Here is an 11,289-nt window from a genome sequence, read left to right as displayed (position 1 = left end):
TATCTGGCGGCTTTTTTCAATTCAATTCTTTTTCTCCTGTTCAGCGCTATTTTTCCGCTTTTTCAATCGCGGTTCGGATGTCATTGGGAGCTAGGTTGGCTTTAAGGAAATCTAGCGAAGTCGGGGTATCAATTACCAAACGCGATACTTTGCCAATTTGTAAAAAGCCCGACGAAATAGAGTAGTCCTGTATGTGGCCACCGCCTTTTCTATCTTCGGTAATGAAATGTTCGTGATACCCCGGAACGTTAATACCTGTGGTGTACTGCGGGCTTCTAAAACCGGCGATAACGCCTTGTTTGAAGGTGAAATTAAATGTGGGCTGCTCTTTTACAACATCCAACATTGGGCGAAATGGGCGAGTTTGACGCGGCACGGTACGCGTTCTGACAAACTGATATAAACCGTCAATGCGTACTGCGCAGAAAATATTGTCACTGGGTACTAGATCATCAATCAGATGATGAATGTCAGCACGAGACATTTTAGAGGTGATAGGAACTTCGACATCAGGAGAGAAAAAAGTCATGACGGCGAAGGGGGTTTGCTGCGCTAAGTGTGCGGGGTTAGCCGAACCATCGGCTTTTAATTGGAAAACCTCTTTATCAAACGCGATCAGTTCACCGTCTAATTGATTGAATGTGCCCAAGCCAAAATCGCCATGTTGCAGCAGTTGTTCAACCGTTGTTGCGCCTTCATAAACGCCAGCAATCAACGCACTCATCAACGAAGTTTGGTAAATCTCTCCATCCCCCGTTACATGATGATATTCAGCAAACTCTTTTGCTACATCGAGAGAACAAGCACAAAGCGGAGTGTAGAATCCACGCATGAGAATAACCATTTATGCAATAAAGTGTATATTTAGATTGACTTCTCCACGTGGCTAAATCCAATATAAATAAGATTTATTTCTATATGGAAAAGATATGGAGTTTCGCTATCTCAAGTATTTTGTGGCGGTGGCACAAACGCGCCATTTCACACGAGCGGCTGAAGTGTTAGGTATTGCTCAACCACCGTTGAGTCAGCAGATAAAGAAATTGGAGCACGAGCTCGATACGCTGTTATTCAAGCGTTTACCACGTGGGGTAGAGCTGACCGAGGCTGGGCAAATGTTTTATGTCGATGCGGTCACCATCTTAAATGATGTGGATCGAGCGAAGGCGAAAGTAAAACAGCTGGCGCGTGGAGAAAAAAATGAAGTGCGGATGGGCTTTGCGACTTCGGTTGCGATGAATACCCAAATATTATCCCGAGTGCGGGAGATAAGGGACAGTTTTTCAAACGTGAATCTCACCGCGGTTGAGCAAGCGATGCCAGAGTTGGTTGAGCTGTTGAAAGCTAAGCAGTTGGATATAGCATTGGTGCGTTTACCTTGTTATGCCAGTGAGTCTTTACAGCGGGTGGTTTTATTTGAAGAGCCTTTTGTCGCGGTGATCCCTTTAGGGCATCCCTTGGCTGAAAAAGATCGCCTTACTTTAGTTCAGTTAAAAAATGAGCACGTGTTGTTGTTTCCTCGTGAAACGGGGCCAGCATTACATGATGGTATGAAAGCGCTGTTTGACGATGTAGGAATCCGTGTCGATCAACGTTTTTCGGCTCCGCAGTTGAGGTCGATGGTTGCAATGGCTCAGGCGGGATTTGGTGTAGCTGTTGTGCCCCAATCACTAGCTGAACATATCGATGATTCTGCCGTGATCACTCCCATCGAGGAGATGCCTTTTAACAGCCAAATTGCGGTGCTTTGGGAAGCCAGTAACTTAAATAAGCATGTGCTTAAGGTGGTGAAGGCATTAAGTCACCAAAAATAACATCCCCAGCATGATGATACTGGGGATGAAGCGTGCCAAAGTGGTAAGGTTAATCACGCTTACTTAGCGAGTTGAATGCAAAAACTCCACTGCTTTATCGGGATAGTCAGTAAATAAACCATCTACTTTTACAGTGTTGTAGAACACATCGAGCATCCCATCAAAGCTGTCGGCATAAGGTGCAATGCGATCGGGTTCTGCGCGGAAGGTATAAGGGTGAACGACTAATCCGGCGGTTTTAGCGGCTTTCATCAATGGCTTGATGATGATGTTTTCTTTGGTTGAAGCGTCGTCAACCAACATAGGTTTCCACGGGCCAATGCCATCGGCGTAGGTGGCGACTTGCTTCATGCCGTTTGCTTCGAACATCCAATCATAGCTGTATGGCTGTGCTTGGTCGCCATCATAGATCATGGTCTCATTCCAATCGGTGTAGGCCATCAATTGAACCAGTTTGAGGTCCATGTTCATTGCTGGAAGCAGTTCATCATTAATGCGTTTTAGCTCGATAGGATCAAAACATTGCAGATAAACGTTCGACTCTTGACTGTCGTAACCATATTCCTTCAGCATTTTCAGTACCGCTTTACTGATGTCTTTACCTTCATGGCGGTGGAACCAAGGCGCTTTGATTTCTGGATAAATACCAATATCGTAACCGAGCGTTTTGTTCAGCCCTTGGATCAGCTCGATCTCTTCCGCTAAGGTTGGGACGGTGAAGTCTGATTTCCAAAGAGGGAAACGGTTGGGGAAACCAGCGGTTTTATTGCCTTTGTCATCGATATTAAAACCTTCAGTTACGCGCAGGCTTTTGATCTCTGCCAGCGTAAAATCGATGGCGTAATAGCGGCCATCACCACGTGCGCGGTCAGGGAAACGCTCCGCAACGTCAGTGACGCGGTCAAGATAGTGATCGTGCAGAACCACCAATTGGTCATCCTTGGTCATCACGACATCTTGTTCAATAAAATCAGGCTTCATGCCGTAAGCAAGCGCTTTGGCTTCAAGGGTATGTTCAGGCAGATAACCGGAAGCGCCGCGATGGGCTATCACCAATGGTTCTGCTTGAACCCACGCCGAGCTGGCTAAAGTAGCCATGGAAAGTGCGAGTAGTGTCAGTTTCATATTGTTATCCTTAAAAATTCCCCCTGACGTTGCAGGGGGAGAGTTTTGATTCAAAGTGAACAGTGCGTAACGCAAATTCAACACATTTAGGTGTCAGATTTATGATGGCGTTGACGCTTTTTCTTCCGCAAGTCTGTCTTTTTCTTTATGGTGAGCACGCTCGCCAATGTAGGCATACAGCAGACAAAGGATAGAAATACCGCATGAAGCGACTAGGATCATAAAGCCGCCATCCCAACCAAAGTGGTCAACGGTGTAACCCAATACTGCATTTGCCGCTACTGCGCCGCCGAGATAACCAAATAAACCTGTTAAACCTGCTGCGGTACCTGCCGCTTTTTTCGGAGCCAGTTCCAGTGCGTATAAACCAATCAGCATTACTGGGCCATAAATTAAGAAACCAATCGCAATAAGAGCCGCCATGTCGATACCTGGGTTACCGGCAGGGTTAAACCAGTAAATGAGTACCGCAAAAGTAACGAGAACCATGAATAAGATGCCCGCAGGTGCACGACGGCCTTTGAATACTTTGTCGGATATCCAACCACACAATAGCGTTCCCGGAATACCTGCCCACTCATACAAGAAGTACGCCCAAGAAGATTTATCAACGGTGAACTCTTTAGCTTCTTTCAAATAAACAGGAGCCCAGTCCAATACGCCATAACGAATGAGATACACAAAAGCGTTGGCAATAGCGATAGACCACAACAATTTGTTAGAGAAAACGTACTTAAAGAAGATTTCCTTCGCGGTCATCTCATTCTCATGAGATTTATCGTAGTCGTCTGGGTAGTCATCTTTATACTCTTCAATCGGTGGTAAACCACAAGATTGCGGCGTATCGCGCAGCGTCATCCAAATGAAAATGGCAACTAAGGTTGCAAAAAAGGCAGGAACGTAAAATGCGGCGCGCCAGTCATCGTTAAATGCCCAAAGACCAAACAAGAAAAGGGGACCAATTAAGCCACCGCCGACGTTGTGGGCTACGTTCCATACAGAAACAATTTCCCCACGTTCTTTACGTGACCACCAGTGAACCATGGTACGGCCACAAGCAGGCCAGCCCATACCTTGGAACCAACCGTTTAAGAACAGCAAAATAAACATCGCAGTAATGCTGCCTGTTGCCCACGGCATAAAACCGAAACAGAACATTACTAACGCAGACATTAAAAGGCCTGCACTTAAGAAGTAGCGTGGGTTAGAGCGGTCAGAAACACTCCCCATTAAAAATTTAGATAGGCCATAAGCAATCGATACGGCGGCAAGAGCTACCCCGAGATCACCGCGGCTAAAACCTTGGTCAATCAAATAAGGCATCGCCAAACTAAAGTTCTTACGAACAAGGTAGTAGCCTGCGTAGCCGAAGAAAATACTGATGAATAACTGCCAGCGCAAGCGGCTATAAGTGCTATCGAGCCGCTCAGTAGCGAGCCTCTCGATATGCGCTTGGGGTTTAAAGATACCAAACATAGTTGACCTCATTATTGTAGTGCGATGGTTCTAAAGCTCGAACGATAAAAAATGTTTCATTCGAAAGAGAACGGCATTGTCGTGTGCAACTAAATGTATTTCTGTGACAAATGTTACAAGGGAATTAATTTGTGCATAAAAACAAATGATTAGTTTTCATTTTTTCATGGTTAGTGCCATTAAATTGAGATGTAATCGTTTTCATTTTTGTTCGCGAGATGTTTGTTTTTGGTTGTTTTGTCGTCAATTAAATCGCAGATAAGGAAAGTTGGCAAAAATTGTTAAACCATGAAGTCACTCGAAACTCACTGTGAGTTCAATGATTCATATCCTTTTTGATTGGAAAGAGAGTGGCAAAATAAGCAAATAGTCCAGTATTCCTACCCAGATTTGACACTGTCTATTGATAATTCTTGCTAGCTTTGATTGGCAATTCATGTGTTACAGAGTGTCGTTCTGTGGCATTGATGTTAATAATACAAAAAGGAAGAATGATGAATAATATTAATAAAGTCAGTGTGTTGGGTTTGCTTTCATTGAGCGGATTGCTTTCTGCTCATGCACAAGCTCATGGTTGGGTTGAATTTCCGAGCGCGCGGCAAAATACCTGTTACCTAGATGGTGGTTTCTGGAGTAATACGATCCCTAATGCAGCATGCCAAGCGGCTTTTGATCAGTCTGGAGCTTATCCTTTTGTACAACGCAATGAAGTGGCGGCCAATGTGGCAAATTATCGTGATATGGCTCATGTTCAAGCTGTTGTTCGCGACGGCTTGTTGTGTTCCGCAGGCAGCAACGCGAAAGCAGGGTTAGATGTTGCTTCACCTCATTGGCAAAAAACGGCCGTGAATTTAGACGCTAATCAACAAATCGAATTAGTCTTTAATGCTACCGCGCCACATAACCCCTCTTATTGGGAGTTTTATCTCTCTAAACCGACTTATACCGGTGAGGCCCCATTAACTTGGGATGATCTGGATCTTATTGATACCAAAGGTAATATCACAGTGGGGACGGATAAAAAATATCGCATAAAGATTACCCTGCCTGCCGATAGAAGTGGTGATGCAGTGCTTTATACCCGCTGGCAACGTATTGATGCCGCGGGCGAAGGTTTTTATAACTGCAGTGATATTAGTTTTAGCGGTGGTGGATCAAATCCAACGGATCCGACAGACCCATCAGAACCTGCGCAGAATCTCAGCGATCTTGGTGGTTATCTTTCACAAGGTTTTGGTCCTGTTGAATCTGGCGATATGGTTCGCTTGCGTACCTTCGATGCCAATGGCAATGAAACGACCGATATCAGCTTAGCGATTTCAGCCAATAATACAGCAACGTGGCCAGCGGAAATGGCAGGTCAGTTTAACCAAGTGAAAAAAGGGGAGTGGTTTATTGGTATTTGGCACCAAGAAATGAATCACTATATGTACGATAGCCAGAATGTATATGCTAACCGTGTATTTGCTCCAAACGCGACTTACAGTTATCAGCTTTCTTTGCTAAAAGAGGAAACGCCACAGCCACCTGTTCCCGATAATGCTTGGAATGCGACTAAAATTTATACGTCCGGTGATGTCGTTATGCACAATCAGCAAACTTGGACCGCGCAGTGGTGGACAAAAAATGAAGAGCCCGGAACTACGGGTGAATGGGGCGTATGGCGATAGTATTAAATAGCTATAGTATCGAGTAGTAAAAAGAGGCCATGGCCTCTTTTTGCTCTCTAACTCTGGTTTAATAATGGCTTATGAGATGAGGTTATTCACACAATTTGCCTTGTTTTGCTGGTTGGGTTAACGAGTAATCACCTTCTAAACTGCGATAGATTATCGCATTCCAAATGCTGCCATCATCCATTTCAAACTCAATGGCATAATTCACCCCGTTAACTACTTGTGAGCGGACATCGATAATGTCTTTTAATTGTGCATTGCTCTCCATTTGTGCTAAAGCGCTCTTCAACGCTTCTTTAGCTTCGTCGGTAATTTCTGTCGCTTGCCAACCTCCCGGCATCAACTCGCTTGCACAGATGGGTGACGGTACGGCATCTGTTTCCGCCACCATCACGGTGGGCTCTAGAGCCTTAGTACTTTCTGTTTGTGTTTGTTGATCACACCCCGCTAACGCGAGCACACCAAATAGAGGTAAAAGAAATCGTTTCATTGAGTTGTCCTTTGTTTTTAGAAAAGCAGAAGGGGTTAATCTGAGGAGTTCATATTAACAATTGTGGTGTGAGGAGTCCGTCAAGCTCTGTTAGGTGCGTGATAAATTATGATGATATTTTCTGACAATAAAACGCTATTACTATTTCTTACCAATACTGTCAGTTTTTAACCATAAATAACAAAGCCATTTCAACGTTAGGCTAGGTGTGATGCACATAAAAAACGCATTACATGACTGTGTGTTTTTATGCCTAGAAAAGTGATCAAGGTTGCAGAGTTGTAAGCTGATCGGCGATAAATTTTACAAATTGATTTCCATCAAAAAAGTGTGGTTTTTATGTGCTACTGTGCGCGCAAATAAAAACTATTACCCCGCCCTACAAAAAGGAAATCACAATGAAAAAAACACTTTGCGGCCTTGCCGTGCTTTCTGCTCTTGTTTCTACGAATGTTTTTGCCCACAAAGAAGGTGACTTTATTGTGCGTGCCGGTCTTGCCGCTGTGGTGCCCAATGATAGCAGCGATGGTATTTTAGGCTCAAATGAAGAGCTTGCTGTGGACTCAAACGTTCAGCTTGGCTTAACAATAGGCTATATGATCACCGACAATATTAGCTTTGAAGTGTTAGCGGCGACACCTTTTAGCCATACTATTTCAACCAATCTTTTGAACTTAGGTGACATTGCTGAAACAAAACATCTACCGCCGACTTTTATGTTGCAATACTACTTTGGTGAAGCGTCATCGAAATTCCGTCCTTATGTTGGAGCGGGCATTAACTACACCATGTTCTTCGATGAAGGTTTTAACAGTACGGGAAGTGGTGCATCCTTAACGGATCTCAAACTCAAAGATTCTTGGGGTTTAGCGGCCAATGCTGGTTTTGATTATATGCTCAACGAACAGTGGTTTTTGAATGCGTCAGTTTGGTATGCCGATATTGAAACTGAAGCGACTTATAAGTATCAAGGTGTCGAGCAGAGAACTGATGTGACCATTGACCCTTGGGTATTTATGATAGGCGCTGGTTATAAGTTTTAACTCTATTAACCTATTAACTCTTCCTGGTTTTTGAAAGGCAGCATGGGCTGCCTTTTTTCAATTTCAAGTAAAAAATATATTGATAGTTATGTGCACTATTAAATGTACATATAATTATCATTTATGTTTATCTTGTTGACATGAAAGTTAATTATCATAAAAAATCTTCGAGTTATTTTGGCTATTGTCTTTTTTGTGACCATTTTATTTGACGCTCGTTTTGCACTATTTTTCCGTGCTACTGGCAAGACTATCTTTCTTGAACCACTGTCAATGAGCGAACCATTCGCAGTCACGTCGCTGGTGGTTGATTGGATGTAAGTCGTCAGCGGATGCTAATAATAACTCTCTAGGATTGAGAAATGAAAAAAGTACAACGTCAAATGAAGTGGCTATTCCTCGCAGCCTCTATCAGCGCAGCACTACCAGTATCAGCCGCGAAAATGGTGCAGGTTGATGATCCAAGTCTACTAGAACAAACTTTATCCATGCAGGCTCGCAGTATTGTGCCAACACAAAATGGCTTTCAGGTGGTAAAAAGCGTCACTCTACCTAATGGTAAAGTCAAAGTTCGTTACCAGCAGATGTATCATGGTTTACCGGTCTTTAATACGTCAGTCGTAGCAACGCAAACTGAGAAAGGTATCGGCCAAGTTTACGGCATGATGGCGCAGCAAATTGATTCTGATGTGGTAAGCACTTCACCACAAGTTGAACAAAAGCAGGCGGTTAGTATTGCACTTACGCATTACCAACAACAAAACCCATCACTGACGAGTGCGGATCTTGTTACAGAAAACGAGCGTGCTCAATTGATGGTGCGTTTGGACGAAAACCAAATAGCTCAAATGGTTTATTTAGTCGACTTCTTTGTTGCAACCAATGAGCCTGCACGGCCATTTTTCTTTATTGATGCGAACTCTGGTGACGTATTACAAACTTGGGAAGGGTTAAACCATGCAGAGGCGACGGGTACTGGACCTGGTGGAAATCAGAAGACAGGTTTTTATCAGTACGGAACAGATTTCCCAGGGTTAGTGATAAATAAAGTAGGCAACACCTGTAGCATGGTGAATAGCGCTGTAAAAACCGTGGATATGAAGCATGCGACATCGGGTGGTTCAACGTTCAGCTATTCATGTACCGACGCGAGTAATTACAACGATTACAAAGCGATTAATGGCGCTTATTCACCGCTTAATGATGCACACTACTTTGGTAAAGTGGTGTTCGATATGTACAAAGACTGGATGAACACCACTCCATTAACCTTCCAGCTAACTATGCGTGTGCATTATGATAGCAACTATGAAAACGCCTTCTGGAACGGATCGTCCATGACCTTTGGTGATGGCCAAAATACATTTTATCCATTAGTGGATATCAACGTCAGCGCGCATGAAGTGAGCCACGGCTTTACCGAGCAGAACTCAGGGCTTGTTTACCAAAATATGTCTGGTGGTATCAATGAAGCGTTCTCTGATATTGCTGGGGAAGCAGCTGAATTTTATATGAAAGGCAGCGTTGACTGGGTGGTCGGGAGCGACATTTTCAAATCTTCCGGTGGCTTACGTTATTTTGATCAACCGTCAAAAGATGGCCGTTCTATCGATCACGCTTCTCAATACTACAATGGATTAAATGTTCACTATTCAAGTGGTGTGTTTAATCGCGCGTATTATTTGCTAGCCAACAAAGCCAATTGGTCGGTTCGTAAAGGTTTTGAAGTGTTCACCGTCGCTAACCAGTTATATTGGACAGCAAACAGTACCTTTGACCAAGGTGGATGTGGCGTCGCAAAAGCGGCACAAGACTTAGGTTATAACAAAGCGGATGTGGTTGATGCCTTTAACCAAGTGGGCGTAAATGCTAGCTGTGGCGTAGTGCCTCCAACGGGGAATGTGCTAGAAAAAGGCAAACCAGTAATAGGGTTACAAGGTACGCGAAGCTCCGAAGCCTTCTATACCTTTACGGTCGCAAGCTCAACCAGCGCTAAAGTTTCGATCAGTTTGGGCTCAGGTGATGCTGATTTGTATGTCAAAGCCGGCAGCAAACCAACCACTTCTTCGTGGGATTGTCGCCCTTACAAATCGGGCAACAATGAACAGTGCACAATTTCTGCAACACCAGGAACCACCTACCATGTGATGCTCAAAGGCTATAGTAACTACAGTGGTGTAACCCTGCGGTTAGATTAATCACTCTACTTTATTTGACTTTCAAGTAGTTAAGGTTATAAAGGGGCAGATCTTCGCCCCTTTTACTCGTTTGGTCATTCCACAATCACGGCCGTTCCACTGACTGATACCATCAGCATACCGTTGGTCTTTCCAAATGTTTCATAATCAAGGTCAACACCGATAACTGCATTTGCGCCTAATTCTTTAGCTCGAGCCTCCAACTCTTCTAGTGCAATCATCCTTGCTTTTTGTAGTTCCTGCTCATAGGTGGCAGATCGTCCACCGACAATATCGCGTATTCCTGCGAAAATATCTTTAAAAATATTGGCACCTAAAATAGCTTCGCCTGCAATTATGCCGCAGTAACGTACGATTTTTTTTCCTTCAATTGTCGGAGTGGTGGTGATGTACATAAAATGTCTCTCCTAGAGATAGGTGTGAATATCGCTCGATGCATGATTGGCTATTTCCAATCTAAAATCCAGAGATTACTATGGGTGAACTTTATGTAAACACAACTCTGGTTGGTGTAATGAAAATACAACGAAAATTTGATCTCAACCTACTAAGAGTTTTTATTTCAGCCTATCAGACGGAGTCGGTAACCAAAGCGGCCGAGCAATTAGATTTAACTCAATCAGCAGTGAGCAACGCTTTAGCTCGTCTAAAAGAGCAGGTAGGAGGCGATCTATTTATCCGAACAGGAAGAGGGATTAAACCGACACGTTTTGCTCAAGATTTGTATCAAAGTATCCAATCTCCATTAATGGAAGTGGAATCAATGCTGCAAGGCATCAACCAGTTTGATCCTAAAACATCGACTCACCGATTTTTAGTCTATTGCCATGAGGCACAAATTCATGTGTTGCGGCAACGATTGGATCAGTCATTGATAGACATGAGTATTGATGTGGTATTGATGGAGCCGCCATCTAATGAAGAGCGTTTGTATGAAGAACTGCAGCTAGAAAAAGTCGATTTAGTGATCGATGTCGAAGCGCCTCAGAGTAAAGTATTTCGATCAACTCTCCTAAAAGAAGATCATTTGTGCTGTGTTGTTCGTAAAGGTCATTCTCGGTTATTCAAGCAAGCTTTAAGCAAGGTCGAATACTTACAAGAAAAACATGTATTGTTGAAAATGCGTCGTTCACAGCTCCCTTTTCTCGATTGGTTTGTGAAAGAAGTGGTGCCTGTGCGGCAGGTATACAGTCAACATTCGTCGTTAATTGGTATGTTAGCGGCTGTCTCTTATAGTGATGCAGTTGCGGTTGTGCCGGTGACGTTTGCACAGCAGTACCAGCACGTCTTTCAATTGAACATTCTTCCGTTTCCGTTTGAAGACCAACTCCTTAAGTCACATATGGTTTGGTTGAGTAAGATGAATTTGAATCCAGCCAACCAGTGGTTGAGGCATTTAATTTCCGCACTATCACAATAAAAAAAGCAGCCGAGATTAGGCTGCTTTATCATATTAAGCGTAATTTA

General features: G+C 43.6%; 10 protein-coding genes. 5 read left to right on the top strand and 5 right to left on the bottom strand.

Going from position 1 to position 11,289, the window contains the following annotated elements; translation table 11 throughout:
• Positions 1–46 precede the first annotated feature (46 nt).
• Positions 47–844: an acetolactate decarboxylase gene (gene budA, locus EXZ60_RS13510; protein ID WP_170894898.1), complete on the bottom strand. Its 798-nt coding sequence runs from the start codon at positions 842–844 to the stop codon at positions 47–49.
• An 85-nt stretch (positions 845–929) separates the two neighbouring features.
• On the opposite strand from budA, the gene EXZ60_RS13505 reads away from it, so the two are divergent.
• Positions 930–1,814, top strand: coding sequence for a LysR family transcriptional regulator (locus EXZ60_RS13505; RefSeq protein ID WP_069212238.1), 885 nt, complete (start codon positions 930–932; stop codon positions 1,812–1,814).
• Between the two features lie 63 nt (positions 1,815–1,877).
• Here EXZ60_RS13505 and glpQ read toward each other — a convergent pair whose 3' ends face one another.
• A complete protein-coding gene (glpQ, locus tag EXZ60_RS13500; protein ID WP_026028651.1) occupies positions 1,878–2,939 on the bottom strand; it encodes a glycerophosphodiester phosphodiesterase in 1,062 nt (353 codons plus the stop codon).
• A gap of 99 nt (positions 2,940–3,038) precedes the next feature.
• Positions 3,039–4,415 carry a glycerol-3-phosphate transporter gene (glpT, locus tag EXZ60_RS13495; protein ID WP_069212239.1) on the bottom strand — a complete coding sequence of 459 codons (1,377 nt, stop codon included), beginning with the start codon at positions 4,413–4,415 and terminating at the stop codon, positions 3,039–3,041.
• A gap of 467 nt (positions 4,416–4,882) precedes the next feature.
• Here glpT and EXZ60_RS13490 point away from each other — a divergent pair, with 467 nt between their 5' ends.
• Positions 4,883–6,085 carry a lytic polysaccharide monooxygenase gene (locus tag EXZ60_RS13490; RefSeq protein ID WP_277435830.1) on the top strand — a complete coding sequence of 401 codons (1,203 nt, stop codon included), beginning with the start codon at positions 4,883–4,885 and terminating at the stop codon, positions 6,083–6,085.
• A 91-nt stretch (positions 6,086–6,176) separates the two neighbouring features.
• On the opposite strand, the gene EXZ60_RS13485 is transcribed toward EXZ60_RS13490, so the two are convergent.
• Positions 6,177–6,581, bottom strand: coding sequence for a cystatin domain-containing protein (locus EXZ60_RS13485; protein WP_064626477.1), 405 nt, complete (start codon positions 6,579–6,581; stop codon positions 6,177–6,179).
• A 398-nt stretch (positions 6,582–6,979) separates the two neighbouring features.
• Here EXZ60_RS13485 and ompW point away from each other — a divergent pair, with 398 nt between their 5' ends.
• Together ompW and empA are read left to right on the top strand one after the other, a co-directional pair.
• Positions 6,980–7,624 (top strand): outer membrane protein OmpW, encoded by a 645-nt coding sequence (gene ompW / locus EXZ60_RS13480; protein ID WP_026027686.1) that lies wholly within the window; start codon positions 6,980–6,982, stop codon positions 7,622–7,624.
• Between the two features lie 362 nt (positions 7,625–7,986).
• The gene (gene empA, locus EXZ60_RS13475; protein ID WP_094165313.1) at positions 7,987–9,822 is read left to right on the top strand and encodes a zinc metalloprotease EmpA; all 1,836 of its coding nucleotides are present in this window, start codon (positions 7,987–7,989) and stop codon (positions 9,820–9,822) included.
• A 74-nt stretch (positions 9,823–9,896) separates the two neighbouring features.
• Here empA and EXZ60_RS13470 read toward each other — a convergent pair whose 3' ends face one another.
• Positions 9,897–10,217: a heavy metal-binding domain-containing protein gene (locus EXZ60_RS13470; protein WP_105977001.1), complete on the bottom strand. Its 321-nt coding sequence runs from the start codon at positions 10,215–10,217 to the stop codon at positions 9,897–9,899.
• Between the two features lie 119 nt (positions 10,218–10,336).
• On the opposite strand from EXZ60_RS13470, the gene EXZ60_RS13465 reads away from it, so the two are divergent.
• Positions 10,337–11,242: a LysR family transcriptional regulator gene (locus EXZ60_RS13465; protein ID WP_235800198.1), complete on the top strand. Its 906-nt coding sequence runs from the start codon at positions 10,337–10,339 to the stop codon at positions 11,240–11,242.
• The last annotated feature ends 47 nt before the right edge of the window (positions 11,243–11,289 follow it).

The organism is Vibrio sp. 1151_11 (assembly GCF_029478525.1).
Lineage (GTDB): Bacteria > Pseudomonadota > Gammaproteobacteria > Enterobacterales > Vibrionaceae > Vibrio > Vibrio anguillarum.
The sequence above is the reverse complement of the archived record's forward strand: the minus strand, read 5'-3'. Positions and strand labels throughout refer to the sequence as shown.

Bases quoted from the DNA above. Each gene is read 5' to 3' on its own strand.
- budA (WP_170894898.1), bottom strand. From the start codon at position 844: ATGGTTATTCTCATGCGTGGATTCTACACTCCGCTTTGTGCTTGTTCT.
- EXZ60_RS13505 (WP_069212238.1), top strand. From the start codon at position 930: ATGGAGTTTCGCTATCTCAAGTATTTTGTGGCGGTGGCACAAACGCGC.
- glpQ (WP_026028651.1), bottom strand. From the start codon at position 2,939: ATGAAACTGACACTACTCGCACTTTCCATGGCTACTTTAGCCAGCTCG.
- glpT (WP_069212239.1), bottom strand. From the start codon at position 4,415: ATGTTTGGTATCTTTAAACCCCAAGCGCATATCGAGAGGCTCGCTACT.
- EXZ60_RS13490 (WP_277435830.1), top strand. From the start codon at position 4,883: ATGTTAATAATACAAAAAGGAAGAATGATGAATAATATTAATAAAGTC.
- EXZ60_RS13485 (WP_064626477.1), bottom strand. From the start codon at position 6,581: ATGAAACGATTTCTTTTACCTCTATTTGGTGTGCTCGCGTTAGCGGGG.
- ompW (WP_026027686.1), top strand. From the start codon at position 6,980: ATGAAAAAAACACTTTGCGGCCTTGCCGTGCTTTCTGCTCTTGTTTCT.
- empA (WP_094165313.1), top strand. From the start codon at position 7,987: ATGAAAAAAGTACAACGTCAAATGAAGTGGCTATTCCTCGCAGCCTCT.
- EXZ60_RS13470 (WP_105977001.1), bottom strand. From the start codon at position 10,217: ATGTACATCACCACCACTCCGACAATTGAAGGAAAAAAAATCGTACGT.
- EXZ60_RS13465 (WP_235800198.1), top strand. From the start codon at position 10,337: ATGAAAATACAACGAAAATTTGATCTCAACCTACTAAGAGTTTTTATT.